The sequence below is a fragment of the Streptomyces sp. NBC_00091 genome, from assembly GCF_026343185.1.
Taxonomy (GTDB): Bacteria; Actinomycetota; Actinomycetes; order Streptomycetales; family Streptomycetaceae; genus Streptomyces.
On record NZ_JAPEMA010000004.1, the window covers coordinates 247,210 to 269,177 of the forward strand.

Annotated in this window: 19 protein-coding genes; 15 read left to right on the top strand and 4 right to left on the bottom strand. The window is 72.2% G+C overall.

Annotated features, from left to right (window positions below):
• Positions 1-2 precede the first annotated feature (2 nt).
• The 11 genes from OOK34_RS34260 (at position 3) to OOK34_RS34310 (ending at position 12,287) form a co-directional block, all read left to right on the top strand.
• Positions 3-1,259 carry an MFS transporter gene (locus OOK34_RS34260; RefSeq protein WP_267038230.1) on the top strand — a complete coding sequence of 419 codons (1,257 nt, stop codon included), beginning with the start codon at positions 3-5 and terminating at the stop codon, positions 1,257-1,259.
• Positions 1,256-2,080, top strand: a complete 825-nt coding sequence (locus OOK34_RS34265; protein WP_267038069.1) for a class I SAM-dependent methyltransferase — start codon at positions 1,256-1,258, stop codon at positions 2,078-2,080. Before OOK34_RS34260 ends, OOK34_RS34265 begins: the two co-directional genes overlap by 4 nt.
• The gene (locus tag OOK34_RS34270; protein WP_267038070.1) at positions 2,077-3,642 is read left to right on the top strand and encodes an ABC transporter substrate-binding protein; all 1,566 of its coding nucleotides are present in this window, start codon (positions 2,077-2,079) and stop codon (positions 3,640-3,642) included. Before OOK34_RS34265 ends, OOK34_RS34270 begins: the two co-directional genes overlap by 4 nt.
• Positions 3,639-4,586 (top strand): ABC transporter permease, encoded by a 948-nt coding sequence (locus OOK34_RS34275; protein WP_267038071.1) that lies wholly within the window; start codon positions 3,639-3,641, stop codon positions 4,584-4,586. Before OOK34_RS34270 ends, OOK34_RS34275 begins: the two co-directional genes overlap by 4 nt.
• Positions 4,583-5,392 carry an ABC transporter permease gene (locus OOK34_RS34280; protein WP_267038072.1) on the top strand — a complete coding sequence of 270 codons (810 nt, stop codon included), beginning with the start codon at positions 4,583-4,585 and terminating at the stop codon, positions 5,390-5,392. Before OOK34_RS34275 ends, OOK34_RS34280 begins: the two co-directional genes overlap by 4 nt.
• Positions 5,389-6,870, top strand: a complete 1,482-nt coding sequence (locus OOK34_RS34285) for an ABC transporter ATP-binding protein (protein WP_267038073.1) — start codon at positions 5,389-5,391, stop codon at positions 6,868-6,870. Before OOK34_RS34280 ends, OOK34_RS34285 begins: the two co-directional genes overlap by 4 nt.
• 81 nt (positions 6,871-6,951) lie before the next feature.
• Positions 6,952-7,893, top strand: coding sequence for a metal ABC transporter solute-binding protein, Zn/Mn family (locus tag OOK34_RS34290; protein WP_267038074.1), 942 nt, complete (start codon positions 6,952-6,954; stop codon positions 7,891-7,893).
• Between the two features lie 65 nt (positions 7,894-7,958).
• Positions 7,959-8,786 (top strand): metal ABC transporter ATP-binding protein, encoded by an 828-nt coding sequence (locus tag OOK34_RS34295; RefSeq protein WP_267038231.1) that lies wholly within the window; start codon positions 7,959-7,961, stop codon positions 8,784-8,786.
• Positions 8,783-9,709 carry a metal ABC transporter permease gene (locus OOK34_RS34300; RefSeq protein WP_267038075.1) on the top strand — a complete coding sequence of 309 codons (927 nt, stop codon included), beginning with the start codon at positions 8,783-8,785 and terminating at the stop codon, positions 9,707-9,709. The genes OOK34_RS34295 and OOK34_RS34300 overlap by 4 nt, the downstream gene beginning before the upstream one ends.
• A 47-nt stretch (positions 9,710-9,756) precedes the next feature.
• Entirely contained in the window at positions 9,757-10,056 is a 300-nt protein-coding gene (locus OOK34_RS34305; protein ID WP_267038076.1) for a DUF1490 family protein, read from the top strand.
• A 2-nt stretch (positions 10,057-10,058) separates the two neighbouring features.
• Positions 10,059-12,287, top strand: coding sequence for a cation-translocating P-type ATPase (locus OOK34_RS34310; protein WP_267038077.1), 2,229 nt, complete (start codon positions 10,059-10,061; stop codon positions 12,285-12,287).
• Positions 12,288-12,339: 52 nt separating this feature from the next.
• On the opposite strand, the gene rpsR is transcribed toward OOK34_RS34310, so the two are convergent.
• From rpsR to rpmG, 4 genes are read right to left on the bottom strand one after another with little or no spacing between them, the layout of a single operon-like run.
• On the bottom strand, positions 12,340-12,576 hold the full coding sequence (gene rpsR, locus OOK34_RS34315; RefSeq protein ID WP_267038078.1) for a 30S ribosomal protein S18: 237 nt from the start codon (positions 12,574-12,576) through the stop codon (positions 12,340-12,342).
• Between the two features lie 54 nt (positions 12,577-12,630).
• The gene (locus tag OOK34_RS34320; RefSeq protein ID WP_267038232.1) at positions 12,631-13,743 is read right to left on the bottom strand and encodes a GTP-binding protein; all 1,113 of its coding nucleotides are present in this window, start codon (positions 13,741-13,743) and stop codon (positions 12,631-12,633) included.
• A 26-nt stretch (positions 13,744-13,769) separates the two neighbouring features.
• Positions 13,770-14,018: a type B 50S ribosomal protein L31 gene (locus OOK34_RS34325; protein ID WP_267038079.1), complete on the bottom strand. Its 249-nt coding sequence runs from the start codon at positions 14,016-14,018 to the stop codon at positions 13,770-13,772.
• 22 nt (positions 14,019-14,040) lie between these two features.
• Complete coding sequence (rpmG, locus tag OOK34_RS34330; protein ID WP_007267663.1) at positions 14,041-14,205, bottom strand: 50S ribosomal protein L33; 165 nt, start codon at positions 14,203-14,205, stop codon at positions 14,041-14,043.
• Positions 14,206-14,381: 176 nt separating this feature from the next.
• Here rpmG and OOK34_RS34335 point away from each other — a divergent pair, with 176 nt between their 5' ends.
• The 4 genes from OOK34_RS34335 to OOK34_RS34350 all read left to right on the top strand — a co-directional run bounded on the left by OOK34_RS34335 (position 14,382) and on the right by OOK34_RS34350 (position 21,964).
• Complete coding sequence (locus OOK34_RS34335) at positions 14,382-14,546, top strand: hypothetical protein (protein ID WP_267038080.1); 165 nt, start codon at positions 14,382-14,384, stop codon at positions 14,544-14,546.
• Between the two features lie 204 nt (positions 14,547-14,750).
• On the top strand, positions 14,751-15,506 hold the full coding sequence (locus OOK34_RS34340; RefSeq protein WP_267038081.1) for an EF-hand domain-containing protein: 756 nt from the start codon (positions 14,751-14,753) through the stop codon (positions 15,504-15,506).
• Positions 15,507-15,527: 21 nt separating this feature from the next.
• Entirely contained in the window at positions 15,528-17,099 is a 1,572-nt protein-coding gene (locus tag OOK34_RS34345; protein ID WP_267038082.1) for a PfaD family polyunsaturated fatty acid/polyketide biosynthesis protein, read from the top strand.
• Between the two features lie 38 nt (positions 17,100-17,137).
• Positions 17,138-21,964: a type I polyketide synthase gene (locus OOK34_RS34350; RefSeq protein WP_267038083.1), complete on the top strand. Its 4,827-nt coding sequence runs from the start codon at positions 17,138-17,140 to the stop codon at positions 21,962-21,964.
• Positions 21,965-21,968: the final 4 nt, after the last annotated feature.

Genomic DNA, 21,968 nt, shown 5'->3' on the forward strand with positions numbered 1-21,968 from the left:
CGATGCGGGGCTTCCCGCTCGCCGTACGCCTCCTCCTGGTCAACCAGCTCGGCGTCAACACCGGCTTCTACCTGCTCATCCCGTACCTCGCCACCCACCTCACCGACGACCTGGGGCTCTCGGCCGCCGTCGTCGGCATCGTCCTCGGCCTGCGCAACCTCAGCCAACAGGGCCTGTTCCTGATCGGAGGCTCGGCCGCCGACCGGCTCGGCGCCCGAGGGGTGATCATCGCGGGCTGCGGGCTGCGCACGGTGGGATTCGGTCTGTTCGCCCTCGGCGACAGCCTGCCGCTGCTGCTCGCCGCTTCCATACTCAGCGGGCTCGCGGGGGCCCTGTTCAACCCCGCCGTGCGCACCTACGTCGCCCAGGAGGCCGGCGAGCGCAAGGCCGAGGCCTTCGCGCTGTTCAACGTCTTCGCCACCACCGGGGCCCTGCTCGGCCCACTGCTCGGCACCCTGCTGCTGCTCGTGGACTTCCGGGCCGCCGCCGTCACCGCGGCCGGGATGTTCGCCGTCCTCACCCTCGCACAGCTGCTGGTCCTGCCCGCCCGCAAGGTCCCGGCCCCCGACACCAGGCTGCTCGGCGACTGGCGCGAGGTGGCGGGCAACCGCCGCTTCCTCGCCTTCTCCCTCGCCATGATCGGCATGTACGGACTGCAGAACCAGCTGTACCTGCTGCTGCCCCGTGCGGCCACCGACGCCTCCGGCTGGGGCGGCTCGGTCGGCCTGCTGTTCCTCGCCGGGACCGTCGCCAACCTGCTGTTCCAGCTGCGCATCACCCGCGCCCTGAAAGCCCGGGGGAGCAGGGGGCGCTGGATCGCCACCGGCCTGGGCGTCATGGGCCTCGCATTCCTGCCCCCGATGCTCGTCGCGGGCACCTCCGCCCCGCACCCGCTGCGCCTTCTGCCGGTGCTCGCCGGAGCCCTGCTCCTGCACCTCGGGGTGATGGTCGCCCAGCCCTTCGTGATGGAGCTGATACCGGCCTTCGGCCGCGCGAACCTCACCGGCACGTTCTACGGCCTCTTCTACGCGGTCTCCGGAGTCGCGGCCGCGGCCGGCAGCGCGGCCATCGGCTGGTCCATGGACACCGCCGGCCACACCGGACTGACCTGGCTGCCCTACGGATGCTGTCTCGCCCTCGGCCTGGTCTCGGCAGCGGCCGTGGGACACCTCCAGCGAAGACGGGCCCTGCCCTGCGACCGGGCCCCGGACGCCCTGCCCCCTCGTGCCCCCGCACGCCCCCGAAGCGAGACCCGATGACAGCCACCACCAGCGGCAACCTGCTCACCGACCACCCCGAGCTCTACGAGGAGCGCTTCCCCGACCCCGAACGGCTCGCCGCCCGCTGGGCCGAGGACGTACTGGCCCGCCACGGGGCCGGCCCCCGCGTGCTCGACGTAGGCTGCGGCACCGGCCGGGACGCCGCCTGGCTGCACCACCACGCCGGCCGAGAGGTCACCGGCATCGACACCTCGCAGGCGATGCTGGCCCACGCGGGCACGCACCACCCCGGCCCCGGATACCACCTGGCCGACATGCGCGACTTCGACCTCGGCGACGCGACGTTCGACGCGATCGTCTGCCTGGACAGCGCGCTCCTCTACTGCCACACCAACGAGGACCTGACCGCCTTCCTCGCCCGCTGCCGCGCCCACCTCACCCCCGGCGGGCTGCTCGTCGCCGAAATGCGCAACGGCGCCTTCTTCCTCGGCAACACCGAACTCCTTGACGGCCCGCGCACCAGCACTTTCGCCTGGCGCGGCACCACGTACACCTCCCACACCACCCTGTGGATCGATCACGGCGCGCAACTCCTGCGCCGCCGGAGGATCTGGACCGCCGACGACGGCTGCCCGCAGGAGGAGCAGCGCTCCGCCTGGCGGCTGCTCTTCCCGCAGGAACTCCGGTACTTCCTCACCACCGCCGGCTTCGAGGTCCTCGCGCTGCATGACGGACCCGGCCCCCGCAGCGAACCGCCGTGGAGCGAGGGCGAGGCCCCGCACGGGACCACGAGTTCCGACCGCCTCCACCTCATCGCCCGGCTCAAGCCCCACCCCAGCAACGGAGACACCCCCGCATGAACGACGCCCGCTCCAGCCTCGCCCGCAGAGGCTTCCTCATCGCCACGGGCGCCACCGCCCTCGCCCTCACCGCCGCCTGCGGCACCGGCGCCACAACCCCGGACGCCGAGAACGCCGCAGACGGAGCCCCCAAGCAGGGCGGCCGGCTGCGCGCCGCCTTCGCCGGTGGCGGCGCGAACGAGACCCTGGACCCGCACGCCGCCAACCTGTTCGTCGACGCCGCCCGCGCCAAGGCCCTCTTCGACAAGCTCGCCGACTTCGGCCCCGACCTCGCCGCCGTCCCCAGGCTCGCCGAGCGCTGGGAGCCCAACGACGCCCTCGACACCTGGAAGATCACCCTGCGCAAGGCCGCCTTCCACGACGGCCGCCCCGTCACCGCCGAGGACGTCCTCTACAGCTACCGCCGTATCGCCGACCCCAAGGGCACCTTCCGTGCCAAGGCCTCCCTGGAGCCGATCGACCTCGAGGCCAGCCGCGCCGTCGACGCCTCCACCGTCGAGTTCAAGCTCAAGCGCCCGTACGCCGAATTCCCCAACGTCCTCGCGGCCTTCGGCGCCTACATCGTCCCCAAGGACGCCACCGCCTTCGACAAGCCCGTCGGCTCCGGCCCGTTCAGCTTCGTTTCCTTCACTCCCGGCAAGTCCCTGGTCGTCAAGCGCAACGAGGCCTACTGGGAGGGTGCCCCGCACCTGGACGAGCTCGAATTCGTTGTCGCCGGCGAGGAATCGGCGCGTGTGAGCGCCCTGCTCGGCGGCCAGGTCGAGTACGCCCACGAGCTGAACCCGGCCACCGCCCGCGCCCACGAGGGCAAGGGCAAGATCGACATCGTCCGGCTCCCGGGCAGCGCGATGCAGGGCTTCGTCATGAAGACCGACCGCCCGCCCTTCAACGACCCTAGGGTCCGTCAGGCCTTCTTCCTCATCGCCGACCGCAAGGAACTCGTCGACGGGGCCCTCTCCGGCGCCGGCGAGGTCGGCAACGACCTCTTCGGCAAGGGCTACCAGTACTACCCCGCCGGCCTCCCGCAGCGCACCCAGGACCTCGACAAGGCCCGCGCCCTCCTCAAGGAGGCCGGCGCCGAGGGGCTCAAGGTCACCCTCGACACCGCCCCCGCCGCCACCGGCTTCGTGGAGGCCGCCGGCATCTTCAAGGAGCAGGCCGCCAAGGCCGGGGTCACCGTCGAGATCAAGGTGGGCAACAAGGACACCTACTGGAAGGACATCCTCAACAACGGCAGCTTCGCCTCCTACCGCTCGGGCGCCATGCCCATCGAGTCCCACATCTCGCAGCGCCTGCTCACCGGCTCCACCACCAACGCCACCAAGTGGCAGCAGAAGGACTTCGACGACCTGTACCAGCAGGCCCAGTCCACCCGCGACGTCACGCAGCGCGGCGCCCTCTACGAGCGGATGCAGCGCCGCCTGTACGACGAGGGCGGCTTCCTGATCTGGGGCTTCGCCGACTGGATCATCGCCACCACCCCCAAGGTGCACGGGGTGTCGAAGACGGCCCCCGCCAACACCCTCGACTGGGCCCGCTTCGACAAGATCTGGATCGCGTGACACCGCACCTGTCATGGATCGGCCGCCGCCTGCTCCTCGGCCTGGGGCAGACGGCGGCCGTCGTCCTGTTCATCTTCGCCCTCACCGAGGCGCTGCCCGGTGACGCGGCGGTCGCCCTCGCCGGGGACCAGCCCGATCCCGCCCGCATCGCACGCATCCGCGAGACGATGGGCCTGGACCGGCCCGTCTTCGAACGCCTCGCCGACTGGGTGGCCGGCCTCCTGCACGGCGACCTCGGCACCTCCCTGGTCAGCGGACGGCCCGTCACCGGCTACCTGACCACCGGACTCGGCCCCACCCTCCTGCTGGCCGCCGCCACGCTCACCCTGCTGGTGCCGCTCGCCGTGGGCCTCGGGGTCCTGGCAGCCCGCCGTGAGGGTGGGCTGCTCGACCGGACCGTGAGCGCCCTGACCCTCGCCGTGCACGCCGTACCGGAATTCGCCGTCGGCGTCCTGCTCGCCACGCTCTTCGGGCTGTGGCTGGCCTGGCTGCCGCCCACCGCCGTCGGCGCCGACCCGTTCACCGAGCCCGCCGTCCTGATCCTGCCCGTCGTCGTCCTGCTGTCGCGGCCCGTGTGCACCATCAGCCGCCTCGTACGCTCCGGGATGATCGAGGCGCTCGCATCGCCGTACGTCGCCCAGGCCCGCCGCTACGGAGTGTCCGGCGCCCGGATCACCTGGACCCACGCCCTGCCCAACGCGCTCGCACCGGCCACCCAGCAACTGGCCCGTACCTGCGACTGGCTCCTCAGTGGAGTGATCGTCGTGGAGGCCCTCTTCGTGATCCCAGGCCTGGGCACCGTACTCATCGAAGCCGTCGCCGCCCGTGACGTCCCCGTCGTCCAGGGCATGGCCGTCGTCTTCGGCATCGTCACCGTCGCGGTCAACCTGGCCGCCGACCTGGTCGCCCGCCGCTTCGCACCCCGATCCGAGGTGGCGGCATGAAGCGGGCACCGTCGAGGTCCCTCCTCGCCCTCGGACTGATCGGTCTTCCCGTCCTCCTCGCACTCGTCGGACCCTTCGTGGCGGGACCGGCCGGGCCCCGCTCGGTCTCCTTCGCCTCCGGCGACGGGCACTGGCTCGGCACCGACTTCAGCGGACGCGATGTCTGGCAACAGGTGCTCCTCGGCGGCCGCTCCGTCGTGCTCGTGGCGATCGCGGCCACCGCCCTCGCCTACCTCGTCGCCATCCCGCTGGGACTCACCGCGGCCCTCACCCGCCGCACCTGGCTGGAGGAGGCGCTGATGAGGCCCCTGGACGTCGTCATCGCCGTCCCCTCACTCCTGCTGGTGCTGCTCGTCGCGGCCACCCTCACGCCGGGACCTGCCGGACTGACCGTCCTGGTCGGGCTAGCTGCTGTACCCGACGCCGCCCGCGTCATTCACGCGGCGGCCGTCGAGATCTCCTCGCGGCCGGCCGTGGAAGCGCTGCGCATGCAGGGCGAGTCCTGGTGGCGCACGGCCATCGGGTACGTCGCCCGCTCCATGCGCCGCACCCTCGCCGCCGACGCCGGGATCCGGCTCACCGGAGCCCTCTACCTGGTCGCGACCGCCGCGTTCCTCGGCGTGGGCATACAGCCGGACGCCGCCGACTGGGCGGTCATGGTCGACCGCAACCGCACCGGCCTCTTCCTCCAGCCCTGGGCCGTGGTCGTACCCGCCCTGCTCATCGCGGCCCTGTCCATGGGCACCAACCTCCTGTTCGACGCCGCCCTCCAACGGCACACCCCCCGGAAGGGAGCGCCGCGATGACCCTCGTCGCGCACGTGCGGGACCTGCGGGTCGAGATCGACGGACGGGCCATCGTGGACGGCGTCAGCCTCGCCGCCCACGCCGGCAGGATCACCGCCGTCATCGGCCCGTCCGGCAGCGGCAAGACCACCACAGGGCTTGCCCTCCTCGGCGAATACCCGGCCGGCGCTGTGGTCGACGGCGAGGTGCACACACCCACAGGCCCGGTCGGATACATCCCCCAGCACCCGGCAGCCGTCCTCAACCCCGCCCGCCGGGTGGGAGCGCTGCTCGCCGACATCACCGCCCGCCAGGGAGGCAACCGGCGCGAACGCAGGCACCGCACCGAAGAGGCCCTGAGCCTCGCCCAGATTCCGGATCCCGCGGCCGTACTGCGCCGCTTCCCGCACCAGCTCTCGGGCGGCCAGCAGCAGCGGGTCGTCCTGGCGCAGGCCTTGCTGCTCGGTGCACGGGTGATCGTCGCCGACGAGCCCACCACCGGCCAGGACGTCCTCACCAAACAGGGCATCGTGGCGGAGCTGGCCGCCGTCGCCGCACAAGGCATCGCCGTCGTCCTGCTCAGCCACGACCTGGACGTCGTACGGGAGCTGGCCGACGAGGTCGTGGTGATGCGGGACGGGCGGGTCGTGGACTGCGGACCCGCGTCGTCCGTCCTCGAAGATCTCGTACCGGAGCAGCCCCGCTCTGCACGAGCGCCCCGCCCGCGCGGGCCGGTACGCCTGGAGGCACGGGATCTATTCGCACGCCACCGCACCACACGGGGAGCCGTCGAGGTGCTGAGCGACATCGCTGTCTCGGTGGCGGCGGGGGAGTGCGTGGCGCTCGTTGGCCGTTCCGGCAGCGGAAAGACCACCCTCGGACGCTGCCTGGCCGGCCTGCATCGCACGTACGACGGCAAGGTCCTGCTCGACGGGATGCCGCTGCCTCGCAGCCTGCGCTCCCGCAGCCGCGCCGAACTGGCCGCCGTGCAGTACGTGTTCCAGGACGCGAAGGCCGCCTTCGACGAGCACCGGCCGGTCCTCGACCAGGTCGCCCGCAGCGGGGTACGGCTACGAGGCGCCACCCCGACGGACGCGCACCGTATGGCGCTACGCACCCTCGGTGCGTTCGGCCTCAGTGAGAGCCTTGCCGGGCACCGCCCCGGCGAGCTCTCCGGCGGCGAACTCCAGCGAGCGGCCCTCGCCCGAGCCCTGCTGGCCGAGCCACAGATCCTCATCTGCGACGAGATCACCTCCGGACTCGACTCGGCCACCCGGGCCACCATCCTCGACACCCTCGCCCGGCTCAGGGAACGCAACGAACTCAGCCTGGTCTTCGTCACCCACGACCTCGCCGCCGCCGCAGTCCTCGCGGACCGGATCGCGGTCCTCGACTCCGGCCGCATCGTCGAGGCCGGCCCCGCCCGTCAGCTGCTGGAGACGCCGCAGCACCCCATCACCAAGGGACTGCTGTCCGCCTTGTCGACACAGGACGCCTGATCGTCAACTGGAGGGCAGGACCATCCGGGGAGATACTGCAAGTGATGACCGTTTCGGTTTCCCTCCGGCAGGGAGGACGCCATGCGCGTCTCCTCAGCCCGTGGTGCGGGTGCGCTCGTCGGGGTCACGATGGCGCTGACCCTTACCTGGTCCACCTCGGCCGGTGCCAGTGCCGACCCTGCGGCTGAGGGGCGGCGAGCGGCCCCGCCGGTCGCCATCCCCGTGGTTGCCTCCACCAACGTGTACGGGGACATCGTCGAGCGGATCGGCAGCAACAGGGTCGACGTCGTCTCGGTGATCAGCGACCCGGCGCAGGACCCCCATTCGTACGAGGCCAGCACGCGGACCCAGCTGGAGCTGTCCAAGGCGAAGGTCGTCGTCGAGAACGGCGGCGGCTACGACGATTTCATCGACCGGATGCTCCGCAGCTCAGGCAACACCTCCGCTGATGTGATCAACGTCGTGGACGTCTCAGGAAAGGTGGCTCCCGCGGGCGGTGAGCTGAACGAGCACGTCTGGTACGACGTCCCCACGATGGACCGACTCGCGGACCGGATCGCGGCCGCCCTGGCCCGGGCCGAACCCGCCGACGCGGGCACGTTCCGCGAGAACGCCAAGGAATTCAAGGCCGAGCTGGCATCCCTCCAGGCCCGGACGGACCGGATCAGGGCGGATCACGGGGGCACGCCGGTGGCGGTCACCGAGCCGGTGCCCCTGTACCTGACCGAGGCCTGCGGGCTGGTGAACCGGACTCCCGCCGCCTTCAGCGAGGCGGTCGAGGAAGGCGAAGAGGTCTCGCCGCGGACCCTGCGCGACACCCTCGCGCTGTTCACCGGCAGGAAGGTCGAGGCACTCGTCTACAACGAGCAGACCGCGGGGCCGCAGACCGAGAAGGTCAAGCAGGCCGCCGAGGACAACCGCATCCCCGTGGTCTCCGTGACCGAGACGCTTCCCGCAGGCCGGCACTACATCGGCTGGATGGCCGCCAACGTCGACGCGCTCCAGGGCGCCCTGAGCCGGTGAGGGCCGTGGACCGCACAGAAGCCTTCACGCCGCTCACCCACCCAGCCCCCACCCCCCGGACGGACATCGCCTCCGCCGCACCGGTCATCAGCCTGCGGGGCGCCGCCCTCGCCTATGGCGACCGGGTGCTGTGGCGCGATCTGGACCTCGACGTACGTCCCGGCGAGTTCCTGGCTGTGCTGGGGCCCAACGGATCGGGCAAGACCAGCCTGCTGCGCGTGCTCCTCGGCCGCCTGCCGCTGACGGCGGGCTCGCTCGAGGTGCTGGGCCTGTCGCCCCGCCACGGCAGCAGGTACGTCGGCTACGTCCCGCAGCAGAAGGCCCTCCCCGCCCACACGATGCTGCGCGCCCGTGACCTGGTCCGGCTCGGCATGGAAGGGCACCGCTGGGGGATGCCGATCGCCCCCGGCGCGGTCCACCGCCGGGTGGAGGAGGTCCTGGACTCCGTAGGCGCCCTGCCCTATGCCGACGCGCCCGTCGGCATGCTGTCGGGCGGCGAACAGCAGCGGGTCCGCATCGCGCAGGCCCTGGCCACCGACCCGCGGATCCTGCTGTGCGACGAGCCCCTGCTCTCCCTCGACCTCCAGCACCAACGCGCGGTCACGGCCCTGGTGGACCGGCGGCGGCGTTCCGCCGGCACCGCGGTCGTCTTCGTGACGCACGAGATCAATCCGGTGCTCGGGCTCGTCGACCGCGTCCTGTACCTGGCCCCGCGCGGATTCCGGATCGGCCCGCCGGACGAGGTGATGACCACGGCCGCTCTGTCCGAGCTGTACGGGACCGAGGTCGACGTCGTCCGCGTACGGGGCCGCATCGTCGTGGTGGGGGCACCGGACACGGCCGGCACGCACCACCCCTCGTCCTCATCCTCCAATGGCGGTGGACGGCCATGACCGGACCGTGGCCGGTGGCCGACGGCGGTGGGGACGGCGGCGTCTGGCGGCAGATCTTCAACTTCGAGAACTACGGCGACCTGCTGGCCCTGGTCCACAACTCGCTGCTGGCCGGAGCCCTGGTGGGACTGGTGGGCGGGCTGGTCGGGGTGTTCGTGGTCATGCGCGACCTGCCGTTCGCGGTGCACGGCATCAGCGAGCTGTCATTCGCTGGTGCGGCGGCGGCGCTCCTGCTCGGGGTGAACCTCGTTGCCGGGTCCATCGTGGGCTCCCTGCTGGCAGCGGCAGCCATCGGCGTACTGGGTGTGCGCGCCCGCGACCGGAATTCGATCATCGGCATCCTCATGCCGTTCGGACTGGGCCTGGGCGTGCTCTGCCTGTCCCTCTACAAAGGCCGGGCGGCCAACAAATTCGGCATTCTGACCGGCCAGATCATCGCCGTCGACACCCCCCAGATGGCATGGCTCCTCGGCACGTCCGTAGTGGTGCTGGCCGCCCTCGTGTTCCTCTGGCGGCCCTTGACCTTCGCCAGCGCGGACCCGGAGGTCGCCGAGGCCAGGGGCCTGCCCGTCCGCACCCTGTCGCTGGCGTTCATGCTGGCCCTCGGCCTCGCGGTGGCCCTGTGCGTCCAGATCGTCGGCGCGCTGCTCGTCCTCGCGCTGCTCGTCACCCCGGCGGCCGCAGCCGCCCGGCTCACGGCCTCCCCGGTACTGCTGCCGGTGCTGAGCGTCGCGTTCGCGCTCGTGGCCATGGAAGGCGGCATTCTCCTCGCCCTGGGCAGCAGCATCCCGATCAGCCCGTACGTCACGACCATCTCGTTCTTCATCTACCTGGGGTGCCGACTCGCCGGCGGTCGGCGTGCCGCCCAGTGGGTTCCGGCTCGGGCTCGGCTCGACCCGGTGGGTTCGGCGGGTCCACACTGAAAGAGAGGTCCGTCGCGTCCGCTCGGCGCGCACGGAAGGAGCTGCTCATGCACCCCCTCGCGATCGCCGGTGCGACAGCCGGCAAGCTGGCCCATTACGCGGTATCCGGCGTGGTGGGTGGCCTGATCATCAAGAACGCCCCCGCTGCGGCCCCGGCCGCCCGCAAGGCACTCGTGAGCGGTATCGCGGGCGGGATCGTGGCGAGCAGGTGGCTGTCCTCGGCCGCCGAGGAGGCCCGGCTGAAGGCGGGTGACATGCTGGCAGAGGCCCGTACGACGCTCGGCGAGGAAGTACCCCCGCCGTCCGCGGTCACCGTCAATCACGACGATCACGGACACGAGCACTGATCATGTCGACCGTCGTGGTCTGCTCGGTGGCCACGGGCCGCGTCCGACTGTCCGTGCCCTGGCTGCGAGCACGCCCCGGCTGTGCGGGCCTCGTCGACGACCGGCTGACCGGCATCAGCGGTTTCCGCGCCCTGCGGATCTTCCCGCGTACCGGCAGTGTCGTGATCTGGGTGGCTCCCGACCACTTGAACGTCGAACAGCTCATCGATGCCCTCGAGGAGGCCCCGCCCGCGGCCGTGGTGGCGGCCAAGCCCTCCCGGTCCCTGCCCGATACCTCCACCGGAGAAGTGGCCCGGCTGGTGGTCGGCGGAGCGGTCCTGGCCTTCGTGGCGCTGCGGCGCCTGCTGGGCAGGCCCCGGATCTCCTTCGGATCCTCCGGGCTGCTCGGCGTGGTGACCGTCTTCACCGGTCTGCCGTTCTTCCGGGGTGCCCTGCGCACCCTGCGCGGCCGCAGCAGCCCCGGCACGGACACGCTGGTCACGGCGGCGACGGTCATCTCCCTCGTACTCCGGGAGAACGTGGTAGCCCTCACCGTTCTGTGGCTGCTGAACATCGGCGAGTTCCTCCAGACCCTCACCCTGCGCCGCACCCGCCGCGCCATTGAAGAACTCCTCACCATCGGTGACGAGCGCGTCTGGCTGGTCCGCGAAGGCGTGGAGCTCGAGGTCGACCTGGAGACCGTGGAGCCCGGCGACACCGTCGCCGTGTACGAACACCACCGCATCCCCGTCGACGGACACGTGCTCACCGGCGAGGCCTTGGTGGACCAGGCCGCAGTCACCGGTGAGGCGCTGCCCGTCTACGCCCGCGAAGGCGCCCACGTCTACGCCGGCACCATCGTCACCTCCGGCTCGCTCACCATCCGCGCGGACTTCGTCGGCCGGGACACCACGGTCGGCCGGATCATCAGCCGGGTCGAGGAGGCCCAGTCGGACCGGGCCCCGATCCAGACCGTGGCCACCCGCTTCACCCAGCGCTTCGTCCCGGTCTCCTTCGCCCTGGCCACGCTCACCTACGTCATCACCCGCGACGCACGCCGCGCGATGACCATGCTGCTCATCGCCTGCCCGTGCGCGGCGGGACTCGCCACCCCGACCGCCATCAGCGCGGCCATCGGCAACGGCGCCAGACGCGGCACCCTCATCAAGGGCGGCACCCACCTGGAGGGCATCGGACGGGTCACCGCAGTCGTCTTCGACAAGACCGGCACCCTCACCTTCGGCCGCCCCCTGGTCACCAGCGTGGTGACCCTCAGCGAAACGGTCACCGCCGACGAGGTCCTGAGCCTGGCAGCCTCCGGCGAACTGCACGCACGCCACCCGCTCGCCCAGGCCATCGTCGCCCGCACCGAGGAACAGCACCTCCACGTGCCGATCCACCAGGCGTGCGAAGTCGTCCTCGGCATGGGCATGCGGGCCGAACTCGACGGCACCCGCCTCCTCGTCGGCAGCCCCGCCCTCCTGCGCCAGCACGGAGTCGACCTCGGCGAGGACGCCCGGGGCTGGACGGACCGGCTCCGCGCCGGCGGCGAGACCGTCATCTGCCTCGCCCACGACGAGGACCTCATCGGCATGCTCGGCGTCTCCGACGCCGTACGGGCCGGCGCGGAAACCGTCGTTCAGCAGCTGCGCGACCTCGGGGTCGCCCGCCTGATCCTGCTCACCGGCGACGCACAGGAGACCGCCCAAGTCGTCGCCGACACTCTCGGGATCACCGAAGTCCACGCCCACGCGCTCCCGGAAGCCAAACTCCAGCTGATCCGGGACCTCCAGGCCGAAGGCCACACCGTCGCCATGGTCGGCGACGGCACCAACGACGCCCCCGCCCTCGCCCTGGCCGACGTCGGCATCACCATGGGCGAGCACTCCTCCCACGTCGCCCTGGAGACCGCCGACATCGCCCTGGCGGGCAACGACCTGCGCCAGGTCGCCGCCGTCGTGGAACTGAGCCGTCACACCCTGCGCGTCGTACGGCAGAACTACGGGCTGGCGATCGGCGTCAACCTGCTGGGCCTGGTCGCGGGTGCCGGCGGTTCCATGAATCCCGTACTCGCGGCCCTGCTGCACAACACGAGCAGCATCGCGGTGGTCGGCAACTCGGCCCGCCTGGTCAACCACACTCCGCACCTGCCGCGCGTGGGTGACGACGTCCTGCGGCGGGCCCCGCTGGAGGAGCGCCGCGTAACCCACCGGGATCCCGCACGGCGAGCCGACGACGAGCCTGAGCCGTAAGGCTTCGCCGACCCGGCTGTCCCACGACTCTCTGGCCCGACGTGGCCGTGCGCTACCGGCCGGCGTACGGGAGCAGGGCCATCTCCCGGGCGTTCTTGATGGCCAGGGCGAGTTGGCGCTGCTGCTGCGCGGTGACACGGGTGACGCGGCGGCTGCGGATCTTGCCGCGGTCGGAGATGAACTTGCGGAGCAGGTCGGTGTCCTTGTAGTCGATGTACGTGATTCCTGCCGTGTCCAGCGGGTTGGGGCGGGACTTCAGCGGCTTGCTGGGGGAGGGGCGGCGGGCCATGGGTTGTTCCTCGGGGGTACGGAGTTCGGGGTGTTGGTGAGTGGGTCGCAGGGGTCAGGCGACGGAGTCGAGCAGCGGCCCGAAGGCGGCGGGGAGCTGCTTCCACGCCTCGCGCCCGGCCGTGTACTCGGCTTCGGTCAGGAGGCAGGAATCCAGGAGCTGTTCGATCCCGTCGCGGTCGAGTCCCGGCGAGGTGAAGACCAGGTGCTGGCAGCAGTCGCCGTGCTCGGGGTCCCAGTCGAGGGCGGCCGCGGCCTGACGCATGGCGGGGACCAGGTCCCAGGCGGCGTCGGGGAGCGAGGCCAGCCAGGGGCCGGCACTCTCCACGCACAGCGCGCCGCCGGCCGCGTCCCACGCCAGGAGCGTGTCGGGGCGGTCGGCGAGCCAGAACCGGCCGCGACTACGGGCCGCAGCGCAGGTCAGGTCCTCCAGGGCCTGGTAGAGCCGCTCGGGGTGGAACGGCCGTCGGCGCTGCCACACGAGCGTGGCAACCCCCGCCTCGTCGGCATCCTGGGGGAGGAGCGCACACGCGGGGTGCTGCGCGGCGGCGGCCGTCTCCACGTCGAAACCGGCGAACGCCAAGCGGGTGAGTTCGCTGGAGCCGGTGGGCACCTGCCGGGCCGTCGGGTGTAGCTGGGCGAGCAGGGCGCGGTCCTCGTCGTCGGCCTCCTCGCTGTCGGCGATCGCGAGGACCGGCGCGTACTCGAGCTGACGGGCCCAGGTGTCCCCGACGGTCCGCTGATCGGTGGCCGCGGCGGCGAGTCCGGCCTCGGCGAGGTCGTCCCCGTTGCCGAGGCAGGGCAGGACGAGCGCCGGGTCGACGGCGGTGATCACGTTGGTGAGTTCCAGTACGTCACCGGCGTGCGCGGCCACGACCTCGGCCATCGCCCTGGGCTCGACCGAGTCCCAGAGTTCCACCACGGCCAGGCGGGTCAGCCCGCTCGCGGCCAGTCGCTCCAGCTCGGGTACGAGGTCCTCGCGCAGGGCGCAGCAGGCGCAGTCGTTGACCAGCGGAGTCTCGTCGGCGGAAATCCCGCCCCCGGAATCGCGCAGGGTGCGAAGTACGTTGCCCTCGGCAGCCGAGGACAGATCGTGGTGCAGGGCGATACTGCCCGGCACGGCGCGCAGCAGGTGCTCGACGGTCTCCTTGCGCGCGTCGGCGTGCATACCGCCGACGATCACGACGGGGAGGGTCACTTATTCCCTCCGTAGCGCCGCTCGAAGCGTTCGACGCGACCCGCGGTGTCCAGGACACGTGCGGTGCCGGTGTAGAAGGGGTGGCTCTGCGAGGAGATCTCGACGTCGATGACCGGGTACGTGTTGCCGTCCTCCCACTCGACCGTCTTGTCGCTGGTGGCGGTCGAGCGGGTGAGGAAGGCGAAGTCGGCGGCCTTGTCGCGGAAGACGACGGGTCCGTAGGCGGGGTGGATTCCAGGCTTCATGAGGGTGCCTCTTTCGGTGGGGTCAGCGCTCTTCGCGGAAGTCGACGTGCCGGCGGACGACCGGGTCGAACTTGCGCAGCACCATGCGGTCCGGGTCGTTCCGGCGGTTCTTGCGGGTGACGTAGGTGTAGCCGGTGCCGGCGGTGGAGCGGAGCTTGATGATCGGGCGTACTTCGTTGCGTGCCATGACCTCAGTATACGATAACGAGAATCGTTTTCAATACGGGGAACCCTGCGCCGGCTCGCCCACGCCGCCGTGTGGAAACGCGCCTCCGCGAAGGGCACGCCGGACCTCTGGCGGGCCCGTTCGACGCGCTCCAGGCGCACCCTGCGGCAGATGGCCGAGGCGGGCGGCGGACCGTCGTGAGCGACCTGTTGGACCGGCTGCCCGAGCGGCAGCAGGACTTGCTCCACCGGGCACCACACCTAACGCGCGCCCCGATGCTGGCGGTGCTGAGCGAGCGCCGCGAGGACCACGTACGGCTGCTCTCCCGTGGCGGCAAACCGCTGAACGTCGACTGGAGCTGAGGGCCGCGAGCACCGTCAGGTGGGCGTCCGGGGGCGTGGTGGTCGCAGCCAGTCGAAGCACGTGATCGTCAACACCCTGTGTCAAGCGGTTGATCAATGCCGCGCCTGGACGGGTGGAAACGGGGCCGGTGAGAGCCCTGGAGGGCGCTCGGTGACGATGATGGGCCCCGTCCACGGAAGATCGCGACGTGATGGGTTGGTGGCATGGACGAGTCCTCGGCAGGTGGGCCGCTGGAGTCGGTTTCCGGACTGACGCGCAGGGGTGTCCTTCGCGGCACCGCCGGAGTGGCAGCCGGCGCCGTCACGCAACTGGCCTCCGGCGCGCAGGCAGCAGCTGCCACTGGCCCCGATCCGGTGTCCGGGGCAGCGGTGGCGAGCCAGCTCGCCGCCGCCGACATCGCGGCGGCCCAGGATCCGCTGCTGCGCCGCAAGCAGCTGAGGGCGTTCGAGGTGCTGGACGTGGACGGTGACGGCTTCGTCACGCAGGCCGACACCCTGAGCCTGGCGAGGAAGTTCGCCGCGTTCACCGACGGCGGTGTGAACTCCGCCCAGTTCGGGCAGTTGGTCGCCACCATCGAGCAGATGTGGCAGGCCCTGGTCGAGAAGCCGCGCTGGGTGCCCGATGTGAAGCGGCTGGACGCCGAGCAGTTCGTGACGGTGGCGGCCAACAGCGTGGCGACCACGCCCGACAAGACGCTGCAGTACATCTCGCTCGTCACCAACCTGGTCTTCTTGATGGCCGACTCCGACCACGACGCTGTGATCAGCAAGGAGGATTCCCTGCGGTTGGACACCGAGGTACTGGGGTTCACGCGGGAGAAGGCGGAGGAGGGGTGGGCCGCGGTGGCCCCGGCCGATCCCGAGAAGGTGACCTACGCGGAGATGCTGGTCGCGGTCACGGACTTCGTGACCAGCGTCGACAGCCGGGCGCCGGGAAACCTGATCCTGGGCAGGCTCTGAATCCGCGCCAGGTGCGGTGACGTGGTGGAACAGGTGCCCGCCTTCACGGGTGAGCCGCTGGTGGCCCTCGCCCAGCTGACCGGTGAGCCCGTCCAGCTGGTGGCCCGCCGGTCCGACGGGGCGCTCGGGATCGCGGGGCCGGGATGGTCGGGAGACCGCCACGGCGAGCTGGCCGTGGTCGCACGGCTGCCCGGGCTCTACCCGGAGTGGCTGGGCGACCAGGAGTTCACCCGTACGCACGGCGCACGGTTTCCCTATGTCGCGGGGGAAATGGCCCACGGCATCTCCGGCACCGCGCTGGTGTCCGAGATGGCCCACGCGGAGATGCTGGCCTTCCTCGGCTCCGCGGGGCTGTCCCCGGAGCGGCTGGAGCGTGTTCTCGGGCAGTTGGCCGACCGGTTGGGTGCCAGGCGGAACTGGGGCGCGAACCTGATCCACCAGCCCGAGAGCCCCGCATTGGAGGACGAGACGGCAGCCGTACTCCTGCGTGCCAGGGTGCCGCGGATCTCGGTCTCGGCCTACATGACGCTCACCTCGGCGGTCGTCCGGTGCGCGGCCACCGGCCTGCGCCGGGATCCGGGCGGGCGGATCCGGCGCGGCGCGGCGGTGTTCGCCAAGGTCTCCCGCCCGGAGGTGGCCGAGCAGTTCATGTCACCGGCCCCGGCCGAGCTGTTACGGCTGTTGGTCGGCCGCGGGCAGCTCACGGCCGACGAGGCGCGGTTGGCCGAGCGGGTGCCGGTCGCCGAGGACGTCACCGTCGAGGCCGACAGCGGCGGGCACACCGACGGCCGCCCGCTCGGCGTCGTCCTCCCGGAGGTCCTGGCCCTGCGCGACGAGCTCGCCGCACGGCTGCGTCTGGAGCGGCCCGTCCGCGTCGGGGCGGCGGGCGGGCTGGGAGACCCGGCGTCAGTGGCGGCGGCGTTCGCGCTGGGCGCGGCGTACGTGGTGACCGGAACGGTGAACCAGATGTCCGTGGAGGCCGCGATCTCGGACAGGGCCAAGGCCCTCCTCGCCGAGGCGCGGGTCACCGACGTCGGGATGGCGCCCTCCAGCGACATGTTCGAGATCGGCGCCAAGGTTCAGGTCCTGCGCCGCGGCACGCTGTTCGCGGCCAGGGCCGGCCGGCTGCAACGCCTCTACGAGCGCTATGCCTCGCTGGAGGCGCTACCGGACGCGACCACGACCGCCTTGGAGCGGGAGGTGCTCGGCTCGCCGGTCGCCGAGGTGTGGGAGGCGACCCGGGCGTACTGGTCCGTACGCGATCCCGCGGTCATCGCACGCGCCGAGGCCGATCCCCGGCACCGCATGGCGCTGGTGTTCCGGTGGTACCTCGGCAGCTCCAGCGTGTGGGCGATCGACGGCCGTCCGGACCGGGTGGCCGACTACCAGGTGTGGTGCGGTCCGGCCGCCGGCGCGTTCAACCGCTGGACGGCGGGCAGTTTCCTGGCCGATCCGTCGGCCAGGACGGTCACCCAGATCGCGCGCAACCTCATGCAGGGCGCGGCGGTGCTCACGCGCGCCCACCAACTGCGGACCTTCGGCGTCCGCCTTCCCCGCGAGGCGTTCGCATTCCGTCCGCGCCCGCTGGTCTGACTTCCCGCCCCGTCAGGAGCTTCATGAAAACCGGCCGCGTGCCCCAGTCCGTGGAACCCGTCGCGGTCGTCGGAGTATCCGCGATCATGCCCGGCGCCGTCGACGTCCAGGCCTTCTGGCGCGCCGTCGTCGAGGGCCGGGACCTGATGGGCGACGTCCCGCCCGACCGGTGGCTGATCGAGGACCACTTCCACCCCGATCCGGCGGCACCCGACAAGACCTACGCCCGGCGCGGCGCCTTCCTGCCCGAGATCGAGATCGACCCGATGGCGCTGGGCATCCCGCCCGTCGCGCTGGCCGGGACCGACACCGCCCAGCTGCTCGCCCTGGTGGCCGCCGACCGGCTGCTGAAGGGCGCCCGGTTCCTGGAGCGGGCGGACCGCGAGCGGGCCGGGGTGTTCATCGGCTGCGCCGCGCTACAGCTGCCGACGGAGATGGGAGCCCGCTCCTTCCGCCCGACGTGGCGGCGGGCGCTGCTGGACAGCGGGCTCGCGGAACCGGAGGCGGAGGCGGTGTGCGAGCGGATCGCGCAGTACCTTCTGCCCTGGCAGACGGAGACGTTCCCCGGGATGCTCGGCAACGTCGTTGCCGGCCGCATCGCCAAGCGCTTCAACCTCCACGGCACCAGCTTCACCGTCGACGCGGCCTGCGCCAGCTCGCTCGCCGCTCTCTCCGCCGCGGTCGACGACCTCAGGCTCGGCCGCTCGGACCTGGCCATCACGGGCGGCGTGGACACGCTGACCGACCCGGTCACCTTCGTCTGCTTCAGCAAGACCCCGGCGCTGTCACCCACCGGCGACTGCCGGCCGTTCGACGAGGCCGCGGACGGCACCATGCTCGGCGAGGGCGTAGCGCTGTTCGCACTCAAGCGGATGTCGGACGCCGAACGCGACGGCGACGACGTGCACGCCGTGATCCGCGGCATCGGCTCGTCCACCGACGGGAACGACGTCTCCGTCTTCGCCCCGTCCCAGCGCGGCCAGGAGCGCGCCCTGCGACGGGCGTACGCGGCTGCCGGGTACGGCCCGCGCACGGTGGGCCTGGTGGAGGCCCACGGCACCGGCACGCCCATCGGCGACTCCGTCGAGGCCGCCGCCCTGCGCGCGGTCTTCACCGATCCGGACGCGGGCGGCGAGGAGAGCGCGCGGGCCTGGTGTGCGCTGGGCTCGGTGAAGTCCCAGATCGGCCACGCCAAGGCAGCCTCCGGCGCGGCCGGGCTGCTCAAGGCGACGCTCGCCCTCAACCATCGGGTGCTGCCCCCGACCATCAAGGTCCAGCGGCCCGACCCCCGCCTCGAACTCGACGGCAGCCCCTTCTACCTGAACACCGCGACCCGGCCGTGGGTACACACCGCCGACCACCCGCGCCGGGCCGGGGTGTCCGCATTCGGCTTCGGCGGCGCCAACTTCCATGTGGCACTGGAGGAGTACCGTCCGGCCGACGAAGGCAGCGCCCGGCTCGCGCCACGTCTGCCGGTACGCGGAACCGAGCTGGTGCCGCTCTCCGGCGACACACCGCAGAGCCTGGTCACCCGCTGCCGCGAGCTGGCCGCCGCCGGCTCGCCCGACGGCCTCGCCGTGGCCGCCCGGCGCGCCCAGCGGGACTTCCGTGCCACCGACGGAGCACGGCTGTGCGTCGTCGCCGGCGACAGCGCCGAGCTGGCCCGCAAGCTGGAGCAGGCCGCGGAGCGCATCACGGCGGAGCCGGCCCTCCCGTTCTCCCTCCCCGCCGGGCTCCACTACGGGCCCGGCCGGCCCGACGCCGGACGGATCGCGTTCCTCTTTCCCGGCCAGGGGTCACAGCGGGTGGGGATGGGCGCGGACGTTGCCGCCCACTTCCCGCAGGCCCGCGCGGTGTGGGACCGGGTGGGCGCCGACGGGCTGGCCGAAGTCGTCTTCCCGCCGCCGGCGTTCACCGACGAGGAGCGCGCCGCGCAGACGGCCCGCCTCGCCGACACCCGCTGGGCCCAGCCGGCCATCGCCGCGCACAGCCTGATGCTGCTGAACCTCCTGGACGCGGCCGGCGTCCGGCCGGACTGCGTGGCCGGGCACAGCTTCGGCGAACTCGTCGCCCTGCACGCCGCCCGCGCCCTGGACGAGCGGACGGTGATGCGGATCGCCCGCGGGCGCGGCAAGCTCGTCCACGAGCTGACCAGGACCGCGGGCTCGATGCTGGCCCTGGCCGCCCCACCGGAGGAGGTCCGGCCGCTCCTCCTGGACGAGCGGGGCGAGGCGCAGGCGTGGATCGCCGTGCACAACACACCCCGGCAGGTCGTCGTCGCGGCCGCGGACGAGGCGATCGACGCCGTGTCCGCCCGCGCCGCGCGGTCCGGCGTGGCAGCCAAGTACCTGAACACCGGTGTCGCCTTCCACAGCCCGCTGGTGTCCTCGGTACCAGAGCCGTTGCTGGCGTTCCTGTCCGAACACACCGTGCGTGCACCACTGTTGGACGTCTACGGGAACACCGACGCCGCCCGCTACCCGATCGAGCCCGAGCAGGTCCGGCGCACCCTGTCCGCACAGGTGGCCGAGCCCGTCCGCTTCTGCGAGATGGTCGAGCGCATGTACGCCGACGGGGTACGGACCTTCGTCGAAGTCGGTCCCGGCAACACGCTGACCGGCTTCGTCCGGCAGATCCTGGGCGGCCGGCCCCACCGGGCCGTCGCCGTGGACCGGACCGGGCAGCACGGGGTGCGGAACCTCCACAACGCGCTCGCCGAACTGGCCGCGCTGGGCGTGCCGATCGCCTTCGACGCCCTGTGGGCGGACCACGTCGAGCCGGCATCCGCCCCGGCGGCGAAGCCGCTCGCCCCGGTCGTCATCACGAGCGCCAACCACGGCCGGCGCTATCCCCCCAACCAGCGGTTCCCCCTGCCCGCCCCGAGGGCCGTCCTCGCCACAGCGGCGAACAGCCCCACCGTTCAGGCACCGGCGCCGCAGCCGGACGACCGTCTCGCCCACGCCATCGTCGAGTCCCAGCGGCAGACCGCCCGGGCTCACGAGGCCTACCTGAACGCGACCCAGAAGTCGATCGAAGCACTGCTCTCCCTCGCCACCACCGGCCAGGTGCCGCCCGCAGGCCCCCCGCCGCCGACCGCCCGCCCCGCATGGGACGCCCCCGGCCCGGCCCCGTCCGACGCCGTACTTCCCCGCGCCCGCACCGAGACACCGGCACTCCCCGCTCCGGCCGCCGAGCCGCCGCCCGCAGCCGTGCCCGACTCACCGAGCGACCTGGAGAGCCTGGTGCTGTCCGTGGTGGCCGAGAAGACGGGATATCCGCCGGAGCTGCTCGCCCCGCACATGGAACTCGAAGCCGACCTCGGCCTCGACTCGATCACACGGACCCAGATCTTCGCGGCCCTGCGTCCTTCGTTCCCCCACCTGGAGGACCTCAGCCCCGCCATGGTCGGCCCACTGCTGACCTCGCGGACCGTGAGCGAGATCGCTCAGCAGCTCCACGCGCTGGCCACCACCGCGCCCGTCCCGGTGCGACCGGCTCTACCGGTCGCCGACCGGCCACGTCGGCGGCTCCTCCAGCTCGAGGCTCGCCCCGCCGTCGGCGAGCCCATGCCGGGCCTGGGCCACGGCCCCCTGCTCGTCACCCCGGACGGTACCGGCGTGGCCGAGGAGGTGGTGCGCCTGCTCCGGAAGCACGGGGTGACGGCGGAACCCGGCACCACCGTCCCGGCGGACGCCAGGGGTGTGCTGTTCCTCGGCGGCCTCGCCGACCTCACCGGGCCCCGGGACGCTCTCGCCGTGCAGCACGACGCCTTCCGCCTCGCCCAGCAGGCCGCCCCGCTTCTCCGCACCGGTGGCGGCGTCTTCGTCACCGTGCAGGACACCGGTGGCGGCTTCGGCCACACGCATCCCGATCCGGTCCACAGCTGGCTCGGCGGACTGGCCGCACTCGCCCGGACGGCCGGCCGCGAATGGCCGGCGACGGCCGTCAAGGCCATCGACTGCCGTCGCGGACGGCGCACACCGCACGAGGTGGCCGGCGCCATCGTCGACGAACTCCTCAGCGGCGGAGCCGAGATGAACATCGCCCTCGACGAGGACGGCACCCGCCGGACGGTCACGCTCGCCGAGCCGACCGCTCGGCCCACCGCACCTCCCGTGCTCGACGACTCGTCCGTGATCGTCGTCACCGGCGGCGCCCGGGGCATCACGCACGAGGCCCTGCTGGCCCTCGCCGAGCGCCACCCCGCGCGCTTCGCGCTCCTCGGACGCACCCCCGCCGGGGACGGCCCCGGCGGCGTCGCGGCGGCACTCGCCGCACTCCGCCGCACCGGCGCCCAGGTCCGCTACGCCGCGCTCGACATCCGCGATGAACGGGCGCTGCGCAACGAACTGGACCACGTTCGAGAAGAGTGGGGACCGATCACCGGGATCGTGCACGGCGCAGGCGTCCTCGCGGACGGACGCATCGAGGACAAGAGCCCGGACCAGTTCACCCGGGTCTTCGACACCAAGGTCGGCGGCCTGCACGCCTTGCTCTCCGAGACCCGGCAGGACCCACTGCGGCTCATCTGCGCGTTCTCGTCCATCGTGGGCTTCACCGGCAACAGCGGCCAATGCGACTACGCGATGGCCAACGAGACCCTCAACCAGGTGCTGGCCGCCGAACAGGCAGCCCGCCCGGACGCACGCGTCCGAGCGCTGCTGTGGGGTCCGTGGCGCGGCGGAATGGTCACGCCGGAACTCCGGGACCTGTTCGGCCTCGCCGGAATCGAGACGATCCCGGTCGACGAGGGCGCTCGCGCCTTCGTCGACGAACTCGGCTTCCCCGCTGACGACCCGCGCGTGGTCATCACCGCCGGAGCAGCCGCGGCCCTTCTCGCGGAGGTCCCCCTTGTCTCCCGGTGACCAC

What these genes read in the sequence shown, in the direction of transcription:
- OOK34_RS34260 (WP_267038230.1), top strand. Translation starts at nt 3, where the DNA reads ATGCGGGGCTTCCCGCTCGCCGTACGCCTCCTCCTGGTCAACCAGCTC.
- OOK34_RS34325 (WP_267038079.1), bottom strand. Translation starts at nt 14,018, where the DNA reads ATGAAGCCTGGAATCCACCCCGCCTACGGACCCGTCGTCTTCCGCGAC.
- OOK34_RS34305 (WP_267038076.1), top strand. Translation starts at nt 9,757, where the DNA reads ATGCACCCCCTCGCGATCGCCGGTGCGACAGCCGGCAAGCTGGCCCAT.
- OOK34_RS34270 (WP_267038070.1), top strand. Translation starts at nt 2,077, where the DNA reads ATGAACGACGCCCGCTCCAGCCTCGCCCGCAGAGGCTTCCTCATCGCC.
- OOK34_RS34280 (WP_267038072.1), top strand. Translation starts at nt 4,583, where the DNA reads ATGAAGCGGGCACCGTCGAGGTCCCTCCTCGCCCTCGGACTGATCGGT.
- OOK34_RS34290 (WP_267038074.1), top strand. Translation starts at nt 6,952, where the DNA reads ATGCGCGTCTCCTCAGCCCGTGGTGCGGGTGCGCTCGTCGGGGTCACG.
- OOK34_RS34340 (WP_267038081.1), top strand. Translation starts at nt 14,751, where the DNA reads ATGGACGAGTCCTCGGCAGGTGGGCCGCTGGAGTCGGTTTCCGGACTG.
- rpmG (WP_007267663.1), bottom strand. Translation starts at nt 14,205, where the DNA reads ATGGCACGCAACGAAGTACGCCCGATCATCAAGCTCCGCTCCACCGCC.
- OOK34_RS34285 (WP_267038073.1), top strand. Translation starts at nt 5,389, where the DNA reads ATGACCCTCGTCGCGCACGTGCGGGACCTGCGGGTCGAGATCGACGGA.
- OOK34_RS34320 (WP_267038232.1), bottom strand. Translation starts at nt 13,743, where the DNA reads ATGCACGCCGACGCGCGCAAGGAGACCGTCGAGCACCTGCTGCGCGCC.
- OOK34_RS34300 (WP_267038075.1), top strand. Translation starts at nt 8,783, where the DNA reads ATGACCGGACCGTGGCCGGTGGCCGACGGCGGTGGGGACGGCGGCGTC.
- OOK34_RS34265 (WP_267038069.1), top strand. Translation starts at nt 1,256, where the DNA reads ATGACAGCCACCACCAGCGGCAACCTGCTCACCGACCACCCCGAGCTC.
- rpsR (WP_267038078.1), bottom strand. Translation starts at nt 12,576, where the DNA reads ATGGCCCGCCGCCCCTCCCCCAGCAAGCCGCTGAAGTCCCGCCCCAAC.
- OOK34_RS34310 (WP_267038077.1), top strand. Translation starts at nt 10,059, where the DNA reads ATGTCGACCGTCGTGGTCTGCTCGGTGGCCACGGGCCGCGTCCGACTG.